General features: G+C 73.0%; 13 protein-coding genes and 1 pseudogene. 9 read left to right on the forward strand and 5 right to left on the reverse strand.

All coding sequences use genetic code 11. The features are described 5' to 3' along the window. Positions 1 to 17 precede the first annotated feature (17 nt). The 7 genes and pseudogenes from BLW32_RS08210 (at position 18) to BLW32_RS08240 (ending at position 9,671) form a co-directional block, all read left to right on the forward strand. Complete coding sequence (locus tag BLW32_RS08210) at positions 18 to 2,963, forward strand: AMP-binding protein (RefSeq protein ID WP_068526323.1); 2,946 nt, start codon at positions 18 to 20, stop codon at positions 2,961 to 2,963. Between the two features lie 59 nt (positions 2,964 to 3,022). Further along, positions 3,023 to 4,006 (forward strand): tetratricopeptide repeat protein, encoded by a 984-nt coding sequence (locus tag BLW32_RS08215; RefSeq protein ID WP_308044361.1) that lies wholly within the window; start codon positions 3,023 to 3,025, stop codon positions 4,004 to 4,006. 54 nt (positions 4,007 to 4,060) lie between these two features. Beyond that, positions 4,061 to 5,317: an ABC transporter substrate-binding protein gene (locus BLW32_RS08220; RefSeq protein WP_068742675.1), complete on the forward strand. Its 1,257-nt coding sequence runs from the start codon at positions 4,061 to 4,063 to the stop codon at positions 5,315 to 5,317. Then, the gene (locus tag BLW32_RS08225) at positions 5,317 to 6,267 is read left to right on the forward strand and encodes a carbohydrate ABC transporter permease (RefSeq protein ID WP_068742674.1); all 951 of its coding nucleotides are present in this window, start codon (positions 5,317 to 5,319) and stop codon (positions 6,265 to 6,267) included. The genes BLW32_RS08220 and BLW32_RS08225 overlap by 1 nt, the downstream gene beginning before the upstream one ends. Further along, on the forward strand, positions 6,264 to 7,088 hold the full coding sequence (locus BLW32_RS08230) for a carbohydrate ABC transporter permease (protein WP_068526327.1): 825 nt from the start codon (positions 6,264 to 6,266) through the stop codon (positions 7,086 to 7,088). The genes BLW32_RS08225 and BLW32_RS08230 overlap by 4 nt, the downstream gene beginning before the upstream one ends. 312 nt (positions 7,089 to 7,400) lie before the next feature. Further along, positions 7,401 to 8,197: pseudogene (locus tag BLW32_RS28120) on the forward strand (alpha/beta hydrolase). Between the two features lie 55 nt (positions 8,198 to 8,252). After that, positions 8,253 to 9,671, forward strand: coding sequence for an acyl-CoA synthetase (locus BLW32_RS08240; protein WP_139286106.1), 1,419 nt, complete (start codon positions 8,253 to 8,255; stop codon positions 9,669 to 9,671). A 10-nt stretch (positions 9,672 to 9,681) separates the two neighbouring features. Here the strand turns inward: BLW32_RS08240 and BLW32_RS08245 are convergent, their stop codons facing one another. Continuing rightward, a complete protein-coding gene (locus BLW32_RS08245) occupies positions 9,682 to 10,575 on the reverse strand; it encodes a LysR family transcriptional regulator (RefSeq protein WP_068742672.1) in 894 nt (297 codons plus the stop codon). Between the two features lie 90 nt (positions 10,576 to 10,665). Between BLW32_RS08245 and BLW32_RS08250 the strand changes: the two genes are divergently transcribed. Then, positions 10,666 to 12,060, forward strand: a complete 1,395-nt coding sequence (locus BLW32_RS08250; RefSeq protein ID WP_231857431.1) for a malate:quinone oxidoreductase — start codon at positions 10,666 to 10,668, stop codon at positions 12,058 to 12,060. A gap of 63 nt (positions 12,061 to 12,123) precedes the next feature. Further along, a complete protein-coding gene (locus BLW32_RS08255; protein WP_068742670.1) occupies positions 12,124 to 12,585 on the forward strand; it encodes a lipoprotein LpqH in 462 nt (153 codons plus the stop codon). Here BLW32_RS08255 and BLW32_RS08260 read toward each other — a convergent pair. From BLW32_RS08260 to BLW32_RS08275, 4 genes are all read right to left on the reverse strand, one after another. Next, positions 12,572 to 13,312 (reverse strand): MBL fold metallo-hydrolase, encoded by a 741-nt coding sequence (locus tag BLW32_RS08260; RefSeq protein ID WP_068742669.1) that lies wholly within the window; start codon positions 13,310 to 13,312, stop codon positions 12,572 to 12,574. The genes BLW32_RS08255 and BLW32_RS08260 overlap by 14 nt on opposite strands. Then, the gene (gene glgB / locus BLW32_RS08265; protein ID WP_068742668.1) at positions 13,312 to 15,507 is read right to left on the reverse strand and encodes a 1,4-alpha-glucan branching protein GlgB; all 2,196 of its coding nucleotides are present in this window, start codon (positions 15,505 to 15,507) and stop codon (positions 13,312 to 13,314) included. Before glgB ends, BLW32_RS08260 begins: the two co-directional genes overlap by 1 nt. Positions 15,508 to 15,547: 40 nt before the next feature. After that, positions 15,548 to 17,548: an alpha-1,4-glucan--maltose-1-phosphate maltosyltransferase gene (locus BLW32_RS08270; RefSeq protein ID WP_068742667.1), complete on the reverse strand. Its 2,001-nt coding sequence runs from the start codon at positions 17,546 to 17,548 to the stop codon at positions 15,548 to 15,550. Between the two features lie 118 nt (positions 17,549 to 17,666). Beyond that, a complete protein-coding gene (locus BLW32_RS08275) occupies positions 17,667 to 19,712 on the reverse strand; it encodes an ATP-dependent DNA helicase (RefSeq protein ID WP_068742666.1) in 2,046 nt (681 codons plus the stop codon). Positions 19,713 to 19,753 lie beyond the last annotated feature (41 nt).

Genomic DNA, 19,753 nt, shown 5'->3' on the forward strand with positions numbered 1-19,753 from the left:
GTGGAGAGGTGGGGCACATGGTGGACATCCTGGGCGGGCTGCCCGGCGCGAAGGCGCTCGAGGCGTCGGTGAACCGCCTGACGGCGACGGCGCGCAACGGCTTCGAGGTGCTCACGCAGGGCGGCCTGGAGACCGGGGCGAAGCCCTCGCAGTTCGCGGTCGTCGAGCGCTCGCCGATGTACCGGCTCCGCCGCTACTTCGCGGACCGCGCGCCGGCGCCCGCGGTGGACGACCGGCCGGTGATCCTGCTGGTGCCGCCGATGATGGTCGACGCCAACGTCTTCGATGTCACCGAGACCAACGGCGCCGTCTCGGTCCTGCACCGCGCCGGCCTCGATCCGTGGGTCATCGACTTCGGCGCCCCCGACCGCGAGGAGGGCGGCCTCGAGCGCAACCTCGCCGACCACGTCGTCGCCATCTCGAAGGCCATCGACCAGGTCGCGGCGGTCCGCGGCCGCGACGTCCACATCGGCGGCTACTCCCAGGGCGGCATGTTCTGCTACCAGGTGGCCGCCTACCGGCAGTCACGGTCCATCGCGAGCCTGGTGACCTTCGGCAGCCCCGTGGACATCTCCGCGGGCCTGCCCCTGGGCGCCCCGCCCGCCCTGGTCAACAAGGGCGCAGAGTTCGTCGCCGACCACGTCTTCAACCGCTTCTACCTGCCCAGCTGGATGGTGCAGCGCGGTTTCGAGATGCTCAACCCGGTGAAGGCCGTCCGCTCGCGCCTCGATTTCGTCCGCCAGCTGCACGACCGTGACGCCCTGCTCCCGCGCGAGGACCAGCGCCGGTTCCTCGAGGCCGACGGCTGGGTCGCCTACGCCGGGCCCGCGGTCGCCGACCTGCTCAAGCAGTTCGTCGTGCACAACCGCATGCTCACGGGCGGTTTCGCGATCGACGGCGACGCCGTCTCCCTCGCGTCCATCACCAGCCCCGTGCTCGCCTTCGTCGGCCTCTCCGACCAGATCGGCCGGCCCAGCGCCGTCCGCGGCATCCTGCAGGCCGCGCCGAAGGCGAAGGTCTACGAGGCGCAGGTCTCGGCCGGCCACTTCGGGCTCGTCGTCGGCAGTTCGGCGGGCGCGGTCACCTATCCGACGGTCACGCAGTGGATCAACTGGCTGGAGGGCCGCGGCCCGCAACCGGAGAACGTCGCCGTGATGCAGCCCGACGACGGCCGCGACGTCGGCGTCAACCCGCTCGTCGCGGGCCTGGGCGGCATCGCCACCGTCGGCTTCGTGGCCGCGCGCGACGTGCTCGACGCGGCCTCGGGCGCCGCCGCCGGCGCCTCCGCCGTCGCCCGCGAGGTGACCCGTGGCCTCCCGAAGCTGGCCCGGCTCGGGCAGCTGCAGGCGCACACCCAGGTCTCGCTCGGCAAGCTGCTCGCCGAGCAGGCGGCGGCCGACCCGCACGGCGAGCTCTTCCTCTACGAGGACCGCGTGCACACGAAGCATTCGGTGAACGAGCGGATCGACCGCGTCGTCAGCGGCCTCATCCAGGTCGGGGTCCGCCAGGGCGAGCACGTGGGCGTGCTCATGCACACCCGCCCGTCGGCGCTGGTCGCCATGGCCGCGCTGTCGCGGCTCGGCGCGGTCGCGGTACTGCTGCCGCCGGGCACCGACTACGCCGCGGCGCTGCGGCTGGGCGAGGCGACCTCGGTGCTGACCGACCCCGAGCACGCGGAGGACGCCGCGGCCGTCGCGGAGCGGGTCCTCGTGGTCGGCGGCGGTGACCGCCGCGACCGGCCGGGCGCCGCGCGGCAGGACCTCGGGGCGGAACTCGTCGACCTGGAGCAGGTCGACCCGGACAACGTCCGCATCCCGCGCTGGTACCGGCCCGACGCGGGCCTCGGCCGCGACCTCGCCTTCGTCATGTTCTCCGAGGTCGGCGGACGCCTCCGGGCCAAGCGGGTCACGAACGGCCGGTGGGCTCTCTCCGCCTTCGGCACCGCCTCGGCGGCGCGCCTCTCGCAGAGCGACACCGTCTACTGCCTCACGCCGCTCAGCCACAGCTCGGGCCTGATGACCAGCCTCGGCGGCGCGCTCGCCGGCGGCTCCCGGATCGCGCTCACCCGCGACTTCGACCCGGACCGGTTCATGGTCGAGGTGCAGCGGTACGGGGTCACCGTCGTCTGCTACACCTGGAACCTCATGCGCGCGGTGCTCGACACCCCCGGCCTGGAGATCCCGCGCTACCACCCGGTGCGCGCCTTCATCGGCTCCGGCATGTCGGCGGAGCTCTCGCGCCGCGTCGGTGAGACCTTCGACGCGCAGGTGGTCGAGTTCTACGCGTCCACCGAGGGCGAGATCGTGCTCGCCAAGGTGCGGGGCGGTAAGCCGGGCGCGAAGGGGCGGCGCCTGCCCGGCAGCGCCGATGTGGCGCTCGTCGACTACTACTTCGACTCCGGCCGGTTCGTCGAGGACGGCGACGGCTTCCTGCAGGAGGTCGGCGACGGCGAGGTGGGCGTGCTCATCGGCCGCGCCGACCCCGATGTCACGCACCGGGACGTGCTGCTGCGGGGCGTCTTCCGGCCGGGCGACGCCTGGTTCTCCACGGGCCACCTCTTCCGGCGCGACGAGGACGGCGACTACTGGCTGGTCGACGACGTCCGCACCGTCGCCGTCACCGACCGCGGACCCGTCTACTCCATCCCGATCACCGACGTGCTGGAGCAGCTCGGGCAGGTCGAGCAGGCCGTCGTCTACCAGGTGCCGGGCGACGGTGCCGACGGTGCGCCGCGCGTCGTCGCCGCCGTCACCGTGCGCGGCGGTGCCGAGCTGAGCGCCGACGAGATCAGCGACGCCTTCGCCGGCCGGCACGGCCAGTACCCCGACGCCGTGCACATCGTCGACGAGGTGCCGCTCACCAGCTGGTACCGCCCGCGCCGCGGCGCGCTGGCCGCGGCCGGTATGCCCGAGCCGGGCCCCACCTCGTGGCGGTTCGACCCGGATCAGCAGCGCTACCACTGATTCCCGGTCCGCACGGTCGCCGCGGGCGGCCGCCCGGACGGGCGTGCCAAGATGGAGGGGTGACTACACCTCGAGGCGCATCCAGGCAGGATCAGGAACGGGCGCTGCGCACCGCCGCCGCGATGGCGGGGGCGGTCGACCTCTCGGGCCTCAAGGCCCGGGCGGAGGCGAAGGCCGCGCAGCAGGCCCGCCCGGCACCGTCGGGCGAGGCGGGGGAGGCCGGCGGCGCCCCCGGGCCCGACGTGGTCGACGTGACCGACCAGAGCTTCCCGGCCGAGGTCATCGACCGCTCCGCGAACCAGCTGGTCGTGGTGCTGCTGGCGGCGTCGTACAGCGAGCAGTCCCAGGCGATGTCCGCGGTGCTCGAGAAGCTCGTGGCGGACGACGCGGGTCGCTGGACGTTGGCCCGGGTCGACGTCGACGGTGCGCCGGGCGTCGCGCAGGCCTTCGGGGCGCAGTCGGTGCCGATGGTGGTCGCGGTCGCAGCCGGGCGCGCGGTCACGGCCTTCGCCGGGGCGCAGCCGGAGCCGGCCGCGCGGCAGTGGCTCGACGACGTCCTCGCGCAGCTCCCGCCCGAGTTCGGCGGCGGTGGCGGCGCGGCGACGGGGGAGGCCCCGTCGGATCCGCGGCGCGACGCCGCGGAGCAGCTCGCGGCCGACGGCGACTACGAGGGCGCCCGCGCGGCCTACGAGGCGATCCTGCACGCGAACCCGGGCGATGCCGAGGCGGCCGCTGCGGTCAAGCAGATGGCCTTCTTCGCGCGCGCCACTCGCGGTGAGCCCGGGGCGATCGACCGGGCCGACGCGGCGACGGGCGCGACGGGCGAGGAGAAGGTCGCGCTGGCACTGGCCGCCGCCGACGAGGAGCTCCTCACCGGCTCGCCGAAGGGCGCCTTCGACCGGCTCATCGCCGGGATCCGCGTCACGGCGGGCGACGACCGGTCGGCGCTGCGCACCCGCCTGCTCGAGCTCTTCGAGCTCTTCGACCCCGCCGATCCCGTGGTGTCGGCGGCGCGCCGCGACCTCGCGGGCGCGCTGTTCTGACGCGGCCCGGTTCCCGGCCCCGCACAGGTTCCGTAGGTTTGCGATACTTACCCCGTGTCTGACTATGGTGTGTCCCGTCGCGCGGTGCTGGCGGGCCTCGGCGGCCTGACGCTCGCGGGCGCGCTCGCGGCGTGCGGCGGCGACACCGGACGCGGCGGATCCCGGGGCGATCTGCGCGCCTGGTTCCACCAGTACGGCGAGCAGGGTGCGCCGGAGGCGCTCGCGCGCTACGCCCGCGACTACCCGGACGGCGGCGTGCGGGTCAGTTCGTTCCCGGGCGACTACGACCAGAAGGTCTCGTCGGCGCTGGTCAGCGGCGACGGACCCGACGTCTTCGAGTTCGCCAACGGGCCCACGATCGACATGATCACCTCGGGGCAGGTCGCCGACCTCACCGACCTGCTCGGCGACGCCCGCTCCGACTTCACCCCTGCCCTGCTCGACCGGATGACCCATGACGGCCGGGTCTACGGCATCCCGCAGGTCACCGACACCCAGCTGCTGGTCTACCGGAAGTCGATGCTCGACCAGGCGGGCGTGGTGCCGCCGCGCACGCTCGACGAGTTGGTGTCGGCTGCGCGGGCGCTGAACCGCGGCACCGTCAAGGGGCTCTTCCTCGGCAACAACGGCGGCGCGGACGTGCTCGGCGGCGTGCTGCTCTGGTCCTCCGGCCGCGACTACCTCACGCCGGACCACAAGCCGGGCTTCGTCGACGAGGACGTGGCGGCCGGCCTGCGGACCATGCGCGGCCTGTTCACCTCAGGGGACCTGCTGCTGGGCGCGCCGCAGGACTGGGCCGATCCCGGCGCGCTCATCGCGGGGCAGACGGCCATGCAGTGGACCGGCCTGTGGGCGCTGCCCGCGATCCGGGCGGCCCTGGGCGACGACATCGGCGTGCGGCCGTTCCCGGCGATCGGGGCGAACGGCGCCCCGAGCGTGCCCTTCGGGGCGTACGGCACCGTCGTCAACGCCCGCGGCGACGTCGAGCGCGCGAAGAAGTTCGTGCAGTGGCTCTGGGTCACGCGCACCGACCTGCAGCTCGACTGGGCGCAGGCCTACGGATTGCACGTCCCGGCCCGCCGCTCGCTCGTCCCGCAGGCCACGAAGCTGGCGACGGGCCTGTACAACGAGGCCGCCGACCTGGTGAACACCGTCGGGCGGCCGCAGACGCCGCTGCTGTGGACGCCGCGGAGCGCCACCGCGTACCGCGACGCGCTCGACCGGGTGATCCGGGGCGGTGCCGAGCCGATGGCGGAACTGCGCTCGGTCGCATCGGTCGTCGAGAAGGAACTCGAGCGGTTCCCGCGCTGATGCCCGTCCGCAACGCCCCCGCCCGCGACGCCCCCGAAGCCGGCGGGACGTGGCGCGACTCGCCGCACCTCAGGTTCTGGTTGATGACGGGGCCCTTCCTCGCGGGCCTCGCGGTCTTCGTGCTCGTCCCCATCGGCTGGAGCGTCTGGCTGAGCCTGTTCGACGCGCACAACACGGTGACGCCGACCGAGTTCGTGGGGCTGGAGAACTACCGGGACATGCTGGCGGACCCCGCCTTCCGCTCGAGCCTGGTCACGTTCGTCGTCTTCGCGGCGATCGTCGTGCCGCTGACCTTCGCCGGCTCGCTCGCGCTGGCGGTGCTGGTCAACGGCGTGCGCCGGTTCCAGGCGTTCTTCCGGTCGGTGTTCTTCCTGCCGCTGGCGTGCAGCTACGTCGCCGCGTCGTTGATCTGGCGCGGCTCGATCTTCCCCGGCGTGCCGACCGGCGTCGCGAACACGGCGCTGCGCGCGGTGGGCGTCGAGCCGGTCGCGTGGCTGTCGGTGGTGGATCCGCCGTGGTACTGGCTGGTGCTGGTCACGCTGCGCCTGTGGCTCCAGCTCGGCTTCTACATGATCCTGTTCCTCGCGGCCCTGCAGCGCGTGCCGCGGCACCTGTACGAGGCGGCCGCCCTCGACGGCGCCTCCGCGTGGACGACGTTCGCGCGGATAACCCTGCCGCAGCTGCGCGCCGTCTCCGTCGCGGTGCTCCTGTTGGCGACGGTCAACGCCTTCCAGGCCTTCGACGAGTTCTACGGCGTGATGGCCACGGCACAGGGGTATCCGCCCTACGCCCGCCCGCCGCTGGTCTACCTCTACTACGTCGCGGTGGGCGACGGCCAGGACTTCGGGCACGGCGGCGCGGGTGGGGTGCTGCTCACGGCGCTGATCGTGGTCGTCGCCCTCGCGCAGGGCCGGTTCACCGGGCTGTTCCGCACGCGGGACGCGCGATGAGCGGGCCGGGCGCCGCCCGCGTGGGGAGGTACGTCCTGCTCGCCGGGCTCGCGGCGCTGTTCCTGCTGCCGCTGTACCTGCTGGCCCGCGGCGCGCTCGGCACGTCCATGGACGTCGCGACGGGGGACTGGCTGCCGCGCCGCCCCGACGGCGACGCCTTCCGGCAGGTGTTCTCCGACGACGCGCGCCCGCTCGCCCGGGCGCTCCTCAACTCGACGGCGGTGGCCGTGCTGCAGACGGTCGGCACCGTCGCCGTCGCCCTGCCCGCCGGCTACGCCTTCGCCCGCATCCGGGTGGCGTACGCGGGGCGGGTCTTCGCGGTCGTGCTCGTGACCCTGCTCGTCCCCGCGGCGGTCACCTTCGTCCCGACCTTCGTCATGGTGTCCACGCTCGGCTGGGTGTCGTCCCTGCAGGGGCTGGTCGTGCCGGGCCTGTTCCAGGCCACGGCGGTCTTCCTCTTCCGCCAGCACTTCCTGGGCCTTCCCCGGGAGCTCGAGGAGGCCGCCGTGCTCGACGGGGCCGGGCCCGCCCGGATCTTCCGCGCCATCGCGCTGCCCGGGGCCGGGCCGGTGACGGCCGCCGTCGCCACCATCACCTTCGTCGGGAGCTGGAACGCGTTCCTCTGGCCGCTCGTGATCGGGCAGGACCCGCAGTCCTGGACGGTGCAGTTGGTGCTGTCGAGCTACATCACGGCGCAGTCGGTGAACGTACCCGCCATGTTCGCGGCCGCCCTGGTATCGATCGCCCCGCTCCTGGCGTTCTTCCTGGTAGCGCAGCGATGGATCGCTGCGGGCGTGGAACGGACCGGGATCTCCGGGTAACGGCCCGTGACGCGCGTCACGGCCGCCTGCGCCGCGCGGACCGGGACACGCCGAGGGCGCTGATAGGCGGATTCGCTGGATCTATCGGGTGCATCGGCCTAGTCTGAACCGGTTCTGTTCGGTCCTCCGCGGACCGGGCGAGAGGAGACGATGATGTCGGTCACCGAGCATCGCGGCGTGAGCGTTCAGTCGGCGCTGGCCATCGCGGGCGCGCGCCTGCTGCTCAAGCCCCTGATCGCGCTCTACCCGGTGCGGACGTGGTCGTTCGCGCCGCTCGCCCTGGGCGAGGGCCTCGCGAACCTCATCGGGTGGATGCCGACCGATGTCGAGGTGGAGCGGATCGAGCTCGCCGGCGTGCCCGTGGAGCGACTCGTGCCGACCGCGGGCGACCTCCGGCCCGACGTCGCGATCTGCTACTACCACGGCGGCGCCTTCCTCGCCGGTGGGCCGAGCACGCACCGCCGCGTCGCCGCCGCCCTCGCGCGGACCCTGGGCGTCACCGTCTTCAACGTCGACTACCGCCAGCGCCCGCCGTGGGCGTCGGCACCTCCGTCGACGACGGTTACCGCGTGTACCGGGCCGTCACGGACTCCGGGCGCTACCGGCAGGTCGCCGTGGGCGGCGACTCCGCGGGCGGCTACATCTCCGCCAAGGTGGTCGAGCTGGCCTACCTCGATGCGGTGCGCACCCCGGCCGCGTACTTCGGCTTCTCGCCGCTGCTGACGCCGACCGTCACCGACGACGACCCGCGGCACGACATCGACGACGCCTACCTCACCGCGGGCAAGCTCGCCGGGCTCCGGGACTTCTTCGACCGTGGGCCGGTCGCGTTCCGCGGCCACGACGACGCCACCGAGATCGAGCCCTCGGCGTTCCCGCCGGCGCTCGTCATCGCCTGTACCGATGAGATGCTGCGCATCGACGCCGAGCGCCTGCACGAGCGCCTCGACCGCGCGGGCAGGCCCTGCGACCTGCACCTGTATCAGGGCGGCGTGCACGCCTTCCCCGTGCTCGCCGGCGCGACGCCCGAGAGCGCGCAGGCCGTCCAGATCACCACGCTGTTCCTCGAGGCGGCGTTCGACGCCCGCCTGCAGTACCGCGCCGCCTGACCACGGCATCACCCGGGGCGACGCCGGGCGGCGGCGTCCCGCCTAGGCTGGGGCCATGCTGCTGCCGCACACGATCACGCCCGTCCCGCCCGGCTCCGACGGTGAGCCGGCCGTCACCGTCGGCGGGCGCACCCTGACCCGGACCGAGCTGATCGGTGCCACCACGGCCGTCGCCGAGCGGCTGAACGGCCTCGGCGTGCGCGGCCCCGTCGCCGTGTGGGCCGAGCCGACGCTCGCCACCGTCATCGCGATCGTCGGCGGCCTCCGCGCGGGCGTCCCCGTCGTGCCCGTGCCGCCGGACTCGGGGACCGCCGAGATCGCCCACGTGCTCACGGATTCGGGCGCCCAGGCGTGGCTCGGCGCGACCCCGCAGGACCCGCACGGCCTGCCCGCGGTCCCGGTCCGCGAGCACGCCCGCGGCTGGCACGCGCTGCCGGAACCGCCCGCGGCCGCGACCGCGCTCCTGATGTACACCTCGGGCACGACCGGTGCGCCGAAGGGCGTCCCGATCCGCCGGGAGGCCATCGCCGCGTGCATCGACGGGCTCGCCGACGCGTGGGCCTGGACCGCGAACGATACCCTCGTGCACGGCCTCCCGCTGTTCCACGTCCACGGCCTCATCCTCGGCGTCCTCGGCCCGCTCCGCGTCGGCAGCCCGCTGGTGCACACCGGCAAGCCGACCCCCGAGGCGTACGCGGCCGCGGGCGGCACGATGTACTTCGGCGTGCCCACCGTCTGGTCCCGCATCGCGCGCGATCCGGAATCCGCTGCGGCACTGCGTGACGCCCGGGTCCTCATCTCCGGCAGCGCGCCGCTCCCCGCGCCCGTCTTCGAGCGGATCCGCGAGCTCACCGGCCACGAGATCATCGAGCGCTACGGCATGACGGAGACCCTCATCACCGTGAGCGCCCGCGTCGACGGGGAGCGCCGCCCCGGCTGGGTGGGCCTCCCGATCACCGGCGTCGAGTCGCGGATCATCGCGGAATCGGGCGACGAGGCGCCGCACGACGGCGAAGCGATCGGCGCGCTGCAGATCCGCGGGCCGATGGTCGGGACGCAGTACCTGAACCGGCCCGACGCCACCGCCGAATCCTGGGTGGGCGACGGCTGGTTCGACACCGGCGACGTCGCGGTCATCGACGAGAGCGGCTTCCACCGCATCGTCGGCCGCGCCTCGACCGACCTCATCAAGACGGGCGGCTTCCGCGTCGGCGCCGGCGAGATCGAGGCCGCGCTGCTGGGCCACGCCGACGTCCGCGAGGCCGCCGTCGTCGGCCTCCCCGACGACGACCTCGGGCAGCGCCTGGTCGCCTTCCTGGTCTCCGACGGTCCGCGCGACGATGCGGCCGCCGCCGCGATCGTCGAGTTCGTGGGGGAGACGCTGTCGAAGCACAAGCGCCCCCGCGAGATCCGCTTCGTCGACGACCTCCCGCGCAACCCGATGGGCAAGGTGCAGAAGAAGCTGCTCCTCTAGGCGGGCCCGCTCACGGTCCCGGCGTCCCGGCCGCTTCGAGGAGGAAGTCGTGCAGGTGCCGGGTGGCCGGGGCGAGGGTGGCCGTCGCCCGCGCGAGGGCGATGGCGCGGCGGTGTTCGCCCGCGAGCGGCACCTCCACCACCCCCGACGGTGCGCGGTCGTCGTGCGGGAGCAGGGCGACGCCCAGTCCGCGGGCGATGAGTTCGCGGATCGTCGCGAACTCGGTCACCTCCACCGCGATCGCCGGCGCGAACCCGGCCGCGGCGCACCAGCGTTCGGTGCTGCCGCGCAGGTGGTAGTCGGGCGGGTTGGCGATGAAGGTCTCGGACCGCAGCTGCGCCAGCCGGATCCGCGGGGCGGCTGCGAGCGGGTGCGTGCGGGGGAGGGCGGCGAGGATCTCCTGGGAGCCGATCACGGTGTGCGGCAGCCGCTCCGGCGGTGGGATGGTGACGGCGAGGTCCAGTACGCCGGTCTCGAGGTCGCGGACGAGCTCGGAACCGTGTCCCTGCTTGAGGGTCACGGTGATCCCGGGATGCGCGTGGCGGAACGCGGAGAGCAGATCCGGGAGCCGGCCGGAGCCCATGGTGAGGGGGAAGCCGAACCGGACGGTGCCGTGCTCGCCGTCGCCCTCGCCGACCACGGCGTCGACGGCGAGCCCCAGCTCGCGCAGGGGCTCCCGGATGCGGCGGGCCAGCTCCTCGCCCGCGACGGTCAGGTGCACGGTGCGCCCGGCGTGTACGAGCAGCGGCGTCTTCAGATCGGCCTCGAGGGCGTGGATCCGACGGCTCATGGACGACTGCGGGATGCCGAGGGCGGCCGCGGCGCGGGTCATGTGCCCGTCGTGCGCCGCGAGGGCCGCGAGGGCGTGGAGCTGCGGCGCGAGGAGGCTCAACCAGTGATCCATATTCGGATCATATCCCCGCGATTCCTCATTGGACGGATGAGTCGTGGGCGGCCGATGCTGGACCTCGACACCCCACACGAGGAGGATCCGATGGTCACGCACTCCACCCCGGCGTTCGACGCCGACGTCGTCCTGATCGGCGGCGGCATCATGTCCGCCACGCTCGGCGCGATGCTCGCCCAGGAGCGGCCCGACTGGCGGATCCTGCTCCTCGAGCGCGCCGACGCGCTCGCCACCGAGAGCAGCGGGCCGTGGAACAACGCCGGCACCGGGCACACCGGCTTCTGCGAGCTCAACTACATGCCCGACCCGGCCGACGCCGCCAAGCCCCTGTCGATGGTCGAGCAGTTCGGGCGCACCCGCGCCTGGTGGGACGGCCTCGTGGCGGACGGTCGCCTCGACGGTGGATTCCTGCACCCGACCCCGCACCTCGACGTGGTCTTCGGCGAGCGCGACATGGCCTACCTCCGGCAGCGGTACGAGACCCTGCGCGCACACCCGGAGTTCGCGGCGATGGAGTACACGGAGAACCCCGAGACGATCCGGCAGTGGGCGCCGCTGGTCATGGAGGGCCGCGGCTCGGAGTCGATGTGGGGCCGCATGGCGGCCACGCGCCATCCCGGCGGCACCGACGTCGACTTCGGCGCGCTGACACGTGGGCTCACGGCGATCGTCACCGAGGCCGGCGGCGAGGTGCGCTTCGGCCACGAGGTGACGGGCCTGCGCCGGACCCTCGCGGGCTGGACGGTGCGAGGTAAGGGGCCCGAGGGCCGCTTCGCGATCCGTACGCGGCGCGTGTTCGTGGGCGCCGGCGGCAAGGCCCTGCGGCTGCTGCAGAGCGCCCGCCTGCCGGAGGTCCGCGGCTACGCGGTGCTCCCGGTGGGGGCCGCGTTCCTGCGGTGCTCGGACCCCGAGGTCGCGCGCCGCCTCGACGGGAAGGTGTACGGGCAGGCGGAGATCGGCGCGCCGCCCATGTCGGTGCCGCACCTGGACCGCCGGTACGTCGACGGTGCCGACCACCTCCTGTTCGGCCCGTACGCCACGTTCAGCACGAAGCTGCTCAAGCGCGGCCGGCTCACCGACTTCTTCACCACGCTCCGGCCCGGCAATCTGCACGTCGTCGCCGCTGCCGCGCTGCAGAACCTGGGCCTGGTGCGGTACCTGATCGCCCAACTCGCGGCGAGCAGGCGGGCGAAGTTCGCGCAGCTGCAACGGTTCTACCCGGCTGCCGACCCGGCGCAGTGGGAACTCATCCCCGCCGGTCAGCGGGCGCAGCTCGTGACGCCGGACCCGCGCCGCGTCGGCGTGCTGCAGCAGGGCACTGAGCTCGTCACGGGCGCGGACGGCACCATCGCGGGCCTGCTCGGTGCGTCGCCCGGCGCCAGTACTGCGGTGCCGATCATGCAGGACCTGCTCGCCCGGTGGGGGGTCACCGCCCGTGTGGAACCGCAACCGAACTCCGAGATCCAGCCCGTTGCGCACTGAGTTGTGCTTTCCTCCACTCGGGTGCAACGCCCGAATTCGGTTCCGTGCCTAAGGAGGCCCGCTATGAATCGCTCCCTCGTCATCGCCTCGGCGGTGGTCTTCGCCTCGATCGGACTCTCCGCCTGCGGCGGAGGATCCGACAAGGGCTCGGACGCTCCCGCCGACACCGCGTCGGCGAACACCGGCGCGAAGACCGTCGTCACGGTGGAGGGCAAGGACCTCACGGGCGTCGACCTGAGCAACGTGGGCTGCACCAGGCAGGGCGACCGGTTCGCCATCGGCGCGGGCGGCGCGTCCGGCGGCGTCGGCGCGACGCTCAAGGCCGGTGACCCGCCCACCGTCGAGACCGTGGGCATCACCGTGGACGGTACCGCCCTCGCGGTCGGCCCGGGCGTCGGCAAGGCCACCGTGAAGGTCGACGGCGACCGCTACACCATCAGCGGTACGGCGACCGGTGCCAGCGTGTCGAATCCGATGGCGGGCATGGTCTCGAAGGATTTCGAGATCGTGGTCACCTGTAAGTAGCCCGGGCCCGCGCGACGGCCTCGGCCGGGTCCCCGCGCCACGGCTCGCCGTGGCCGGGGGCCAACTGGTCCGCGTCCAGCCCGGCGATCGCGTCCAGCGTCGCGAGGGTGCGGGGCACGTCGTGGCTGAAGAAGCCCGGCAACAGCTGCGGCCCCGTCGTGCCCGCGAGCGGGTGACCGGTGACCAGTGCGTCGCCCGTCGCGACGACGCCGCCGGGCAGCAGGAACGCGGTGTGCCCCGACGTGTGACCCGGGCAGGCCACCGGCACGGGCGCGCCGGGAATGTCCAGCGGCCCGCCCTCCGCCGGCACCGCGAAGGGCTCGGCGTACGGCATCGCCACGTGCCCGAGCACGCCGACCCGGGCGACGTCGGCCATCCACTTCCACGTGCGGGGCCGCCACGCGATCGGGAGCATCTCCACGGGCGCGACCTGCTCGTGGGTCTCCCCGCGCGCGTGCGCCAGCTCGTCGGGGTGGGCGAGGACCGGCGTGCCGTACCGCTCGTGCAGCTTCGCGATCCCGCCCACGTGGTCGATGTGCGCGTGGGTCACCAGGATCGCGCGTACGTCCTGAGGCCGGCGGCCGATCGACGCCAGCTGCGCCTCGACGCGGTCGACGTCCCCGGCCCAGCCCGCATCGATGAGGGTGACGTCGGCACCGTCGACCAGTGCGAGGAAGTTGACGTGCGTCCCGGTGCCGAACCACACGCCGGGCGCGAGCTCGCGCATCACTGCCCGTCGAAGGTGAGCCACAGGGCGGAGTTGGGCCCGAGCACGACCTCCGCCGAGGCCTCCCGGCCGTGCCAGGACCGCGCCTCCGCGATGACGCCGCCCATGTTCCCCGCGCCGGTGCCCTCGTAGTCCGTGGAATCCGTGTTGAGGATCTCGCGCCAGGAGCCCGCGAAGGGCACGCCCACGCGGTAGCGCTCGTGCGTCTGCCCGGAGAAGTTGTACAGGCACAGCACCACGGAACCGTCACTGCCCCAGCGCAGGAAGCTGAGCACGTTGTTCTGCGAGTCGTTGGCGTCCACCCATTCGTAGCCCGACGGGGTGGTGTCCTGGCTCCACAGCGCGGGGTGCGAGCGGTACGCGGCGTTGAGATCGCGCGTCAGCGACTGGATCCCGACGTGCAGCTCGCCCTCCCAGCCGTCGAGGCTGTCCCAGTCGAGGGAACGCTCCTCGGACCACTCCCGGACCTGCCCGAACTCCTGCCCCATGAACAGGAGCTGCTTGCCGGGATGGCCCCACATGTACGCCAGCAGCGCACGCACGCCCGACGCCTTGGTGTGCGCGTCGCCCGGCATCCGGGTCCACAGGGTTCCCTTGCCGTGCACCACCTCGTCGTGGCTGATCGGGAGCACGAAGTTCTCGCTCCACGCGTACATGAGCGAGAACGTGACCTCGTGGTGGTGGAAGTTGCGGTGCACCTGATCGCGCCCCAGGTAACCCAGAGTGTCGTGCATCCAGCCCATGTTCCACTTCATCGTGAAGCCGAGGCCGCCGAGGTTCGTCGGGCGGGTCACGCCCGGCCAGCTCGTCGACTCCTCGGCCACGGTGACGACGCCGGGGAAGGTCTTGTGCACGGTGGCGTTCATCTCCTGCAGGAACTCCACCGCCTCGAGGTTCTCGCGGCCGCCGTAGACGTTCGGGGTCCAGCCGCCCTCGGGGCGCGAGTAGTCGAGGTAGAGCATCGACGCCACCGCGTCCACGCGGAGGCCGTCGACGTGGAACTCGTCGAACCAGTACAGGGCGTTGGCCACCAGGAAGTTCCGCACCTCGCGGCGGCCGAAGTCGAAGACGTAGGTCCCCCAGTCCAGCTGCTCGCCGCGCTGCGGATCGCCGTGCTCGTAGAGGGGCTTGCCGTCGAACCGGGCCAGCGCCCAGGCGTCCTTGGGGAAGTGCGCGGGCACCCAGTCCATGATCACGCCGATGCCGCGGGCGTGCATGACGTCGACGAACTCGCGGAACTCGTCCGGGGTGCCGAACCGCGAGGTGGGCGCGAAGTACGAGGTCACCTGGTAGCCCCAGGAACCGCCGAACGGGTGTTCCGCCACCGGCAACAGCTCGATGTGCGTGAAGCCCGTCTCGGTGACGTAGTCGGCCAGCTCGTGCGCCAGATCGAGGTAGCTCAGGCCCTGCCGCCACGAGCCCAGGTGCACCTCGTAGGTGCTCATCGGACGGTCGGTGGGGATCTGCTTGGCACGCTCGGCGATCCAGGCCCCGTCGCGCCATTCGTGGGTGCTGTGCGTGACGATCGACGCGGTGGCCGGGGGCACCTCGGTGCGCCGCGCCATCGGGTCGGCCTTCTCGACGGTGCCGCCGCCCTCGGTGAAGATCCGGAACTTGTAGGCCGCGCCGTCGCCGACGCCGGGGACGAAGACTTCCCAGACGCCGGAGGAGCCCAGCGTGCGCATGGGGTAGGACTCGCCGGACCAGTACTCGAAGTCGCCGATCACGGTGACGCCGCGCGCGTTCGGGGCCCACACCGCGAAGGAGGTGCCCGTGACCTCGCCGTCCGGGGTGGTGTAGCTGCGCAGGTGCGCCCCGAGCACGTCCCACAGCCGCTCGTGCCGGCCCTCCGAGATCAGGTGCTGGTCCAGCTCGCCGATGGTCGGCAGGAAGCGGTACCCGTCGGCCACGACGGTGCTACCTGCGGGGTAGAGCACCTCGTACCGGTAGTCGGCGAGCTCGGTGATCGGAACCTCCGCGCCCCACAGCGCGCCCTGCAGCTGCGCGAGCGGGTAGCTCTCGCCGCCGATCACGGCCGCGACGGCGGTGGCGCCGGGCTTCAGCGTGCGCAGGACGGTGCCGCGCGGGGTGGCGTGCGCGCCCAGGATCGCGTGCGGATCGTGGTAGGCGCCGGAGAGCAGGCGGGCGGCGGTGTCGGGGTCGACGGCCGCTGCCGCGGCGGGGTTCTCGGTCATTACGTGGGCCTTCCTCAGCAGATGCGGGTCCGGTGCGCCGCTAGGGCTCCCGGTAGGACAGTTCCCGTCGCTGCTGCGGGTCGAGTTGCGGGAGTACGAGGATGTGGGCCACGTTGCGCCAGGGCTCCAGCCGCACGAAGTTCGCCTGCCCCCAGTGGTACACCTCGCCGGAGACCTCGTCGCGCACGGGGAAGCGCTCGTGCCAGTCCCGGCCCAGCGCGGGCAGGTCCAGCCAGCAGTTGCCCGCCTCCGCCCCGAACGGGTTGAGGTTCACCACCACCAGCACCAGGTCGCCCGTGGTCGCGTCGTGCTTGCTGTAGGCGATCAGGGCGTCGTTGTCGACGGCGTGGAAGTGCAGGTTGCGCAGCTGCTGCAGCGCGGGGTGGCGGCGGCGGATCTCGTTGAGCCGGGTGATCCACGGCTCCAACGACTCGCCCCGGCTCTGCGCCGACTTGTAGTCGCGCGGGCGAAGCTCGTACTTCTCCGAGTCCAGGTACTCCTCGCTGCCCTCGCGGACCGGGACGTGCTCGTAGAGCTCGTATCCCGAGTACATGCCCCAGCTGGGGGAGAGGGTGCCCGCCAGCGCGGCCCGGATCGCGAACATGCCCGGGTCTCCGTGCTGCAGGCTCTCGTGCAGGATGTCCGGTGTGTTCACCCAGAGGTTGGGCCGACACACGTCGGCCTGCGCGGCGTGCTCCCGCGCGAACTCCTCGAGCTCCCACTTGGCCGTGCGCCAGGTGAAGTACGTGTAGCTCTGCGTGAAGCCGGCCTTGGCGAGCCCGTACATGCGTGCCGGCCGGGTGAACGCCTCGGCCAGGAAGAGGACGTTCGGGTTCACCTTCTTGACCTCGGCGATGAGCCAGTACCAGAAGTCCGGCGGCTTGGTGTGCGGGTTGTCCACCCGGAAGATCTCGATGCCGCGCTGCACCCAGAACAGGGTGACCCGCAACAGCTCCCGGTAGATGCCCACCCGGTCCTCGTCGAAGTTGATCGGGTAGATGTCCTGGTACTTCTTCGGCGGGTTCTCCGCGTAGGCGATGGTGCCGTCGGGCAGCACGGTGAACCACTCCGGGTGCTCCCTCGCCCACGGGTGATCCGGCGCGGCCTGGAACGCCAGGTCGAGCGCGACCTCCATGCCGAGGTCGCGGGTGCGCTGCACGAAGTGGTCGAAGTCGTCGAGCGTGCCGAGTGCCGGATGGATCGCGTCGTGCCCGCCCTCGTCGGAGCCGATGGCCCAGGGGACACCGACGTCGTGCTCCTCGGGGGTGAGGGTGTTGTTGCGGCCCTTGCGGTTCACCTTCCCGATCGGGTGGACCGGCGGGAGGTAGACGATGTCGAAGCCCATCTCCGCGATGCGGGGCAGCTCCTCGGCGGCGGTGTGGAAGGTGCCGTGCACGGGCCTGCCCTCGGCGTCCCAGCCGCCGGTGGAACGCGGGAAGAGCTCGTACCAGGATCCGAACAGGGCGCGGGTGCGGTCCACCCAGATCCGGTAGGTGCGGGACTTCGTGATCAGCTCCCGCACCGGATACTGCTGGAGGAGCCGGGTGATGTCGGGATGCAGTGCGGCGCCGGTCCGCTCGACGAGGCTGCGCTCGTCGTCGCGGAGTGCGGCGGCCGCGGCGAGGACCGGGCCCCGGTCGCCGTCGGGTACGCCGGCGGCGGCGCGCTCGAGGAGGCGCGCGCCCAGCTCCAGGTCGTTCGCGAGCTCCGCGGGGCCCTGGCCGGCCGCGAGCTTCTTCTGCACGGCGCTGCGCCAGGTGGTGGCGGGATCCGACCAGCCCTCGATCCGCAGCGACCAGTAGCCCGTGAGATCCGGGCGGAAGACGGCGTGGAAGCGGTCCGGCTCCGCCGCGGGGGACATGCGGATGTAGGTCGACGTACCGTCCGGCCCTGTCACGACGACCGACGCCGCGACGGCGTCGTGCCCCTCGCGCCAGACGGTCGCGGACACCGGCACGACCTCGCCGACGACCGCCTTGCCCGGGTATTGCCCGCCCGACACCACGGGTTCGATGTCGTCGATGCCGATGCGCCCTGTCACCGGGTCAACGGTAGTCGAAGCGACCGGTTTACGGGCGAGTACTCCCGGCTCGTGCGGGCCCCGGCGGGCCTCGTCTTCGGGCCTTTCCGGTTGTGCCCGGACGGGTCCGGAAATCGCGTCAGGACTCGGCGAGACGCTGGAGCGCCGCCACCGCGGTGTCCCGGTTCGCGGTCTCCCAGAACGGCGGGAGCGACGCCCGGAGGAAGCCTCCGTAGCGCGCCGTCGCGAGCCGGGAGTCCAGCACCGCGACCACGCCCTTGTCCTCGGTCGAGCGCAGCAGCCGGCCCACGCCCTGGGCCAGCAGCAGGGCCGCGTGGGTGGCCGCGACGGCCATGAAGCCGTTGCCGCCGCGCGATTCGACGGCGCGCTGCCGGGCGGTCAGCAGTGGATCGTCGGGGCGGGGGAAGGGGATCCGGTCGATGAGCACGAGGGAGAGCGACGGCCCCGGCACGTCGACGCCCTGCCACAGGCTCAGCGTCCCGAACAGCGAGGTCGCGGGGTCGGCGGCGAAATCCCGCACCAGCTGGCCGGTGTTGCCCTCGCCCTGGCACAGGATGGGGGTGTCCACCCGCTCACGCAGCGCCTCGGCCGCCGCCTTCGCGGCGCGCGTGGAGCTGAACAGGCCCAGGGTGCGGCCGCCCGCGGCGGTGAGCAGCGTCTCGATCTCGTCGAGGATCGCGGGCGCGGTCCCGTCGCGTCCGGGCGGCGGCAGCTTCGTCGCGACGTAGAGGATCCCGGACCTGGCGTAGTCGAAGGGCGAGCCGACGTCGATGTGGCTCCACTCCAGGTTCGCGTCCGGCTTCTTCCCGGTCGCGAGAGCGGGGTCGCGGTCCGGCACGTCCGACGGTGCGCCGCCGCCCGCGCGGGGCAGGCCCCAGGAGCCGGCGACGGTGTCGAAGGCGCCACCGACGGCCAGCGTCGCGGAGGTGAGGACCACCGTCGACTCCCCGAACAGGCGGGTGCGCAGCAGGCCGCCCACGGACAGCGGCGCGACGTACAGCGTCCGGCGGAAGCCGCCGCCGCGCTGGGGGACGTCGGAGGTCCAGACCACGTCGCGGCGCTTGGATTCATCGGGCTCGTCGAAGGCCGTGAGCACGCGCACGGCGGTGTCGTGCACGTCGTCCAGCGCGGTGAGCGCCGCGCTGCGGGCCGCAGCGGCGTCGGAGTCGAGGTTGGCCCCGCGCGCGGGGCCGACGGCGGTGCGGGTGGCCCAGGCCGCGTCGCGGACGGCGGCGAGGGCGGGGCCGGCACCGTCGGGAAGCCCGAGCCAGCGGCGCGTGCCGGAATCGTCGAGCAGGCGCGTCAGGCCCTCCGAGGCCGCGACGAGGGAGTCGGCGATCTCCTCCTCGACGAGCTTGCCCGCGCGGCGGGCCGCTGCCGCCACCGTCGAGCCCGTCAGCTCGGCGGTGGCGACGGAGGTGACCCGGTCCACCAGCTCGTGCGCTTCGTCGACGATGACGGCGTCGTGGTCGGGCAGCACCTTGACCTCGGTCATGGCGTCGATGGCGAGCAGCGCGTGGTTGGTCACGACCACGTCCACCTGCCCGGTGCGCTTGCGCGCGGCCTCGGCGAAGCAGTCCTGCCCGTAGGTGCAGTTGGTGGCGCCGAGGCACTCGCGCGCGCCGACGCTGACCAGCCGCCAGGACTGATCGGAGACCGCCGGGGTCACCTCGTCCCGGTCGCCGGTCTCGGTGTCACTGCTCCACTCGCGCAGCCGCTTCATCTCGCGGCCGAGCCGGGAGGCGGCGAACGGGTCGAAGAGTTCCTCGCTGTCCGGCTCGGACGCCACCGAGCTGTGCAACTTGTTGAGGCACAGGTAGTTCCCGCGGCCCTTGAGAATGGCGAACTCGGGCTCGCGGCCCAGGTCCGGCTTGAGGGCCTTCGCGAGGCGCGGGAGATCGCGGTCGACGAGCTGGCTCTGCAGGGCGATCGTCGCCGTGCTCACGACCACGGTCTTGCCGGAGGTCACCGCGTGCCGGATCGCGGGCACGAGGTACGCGAGCGACTTGCCGGTGCCGGTGCCGGCCTGGACCGCGAGGTGCTCGCCGGTGTCGAGCGAGTGGGCGACGGCCGCGGCCATCCGGACCTGGCCGTCGCGCTTGCTGCCGCCGAGCGCGGTGACCGCGGTGTCCAGCAGTTTCGGCACGATCGGCGGTTCGGTCACCCGAGGAGCTTACCGGGAGTCGGGGGTCACGACGGTGCACC

The sequence above is a fragment of the Tsukamurella tyrosinosolvens genome (genome assembly GCF_900104775.1).
Lineage (GTDB): Bacteria > Actinomycetota > Actinomycetes > Mycobacteriales > Mycobacteriaceae > Tsukamurella > Tsukamurella tyrosinosolvens.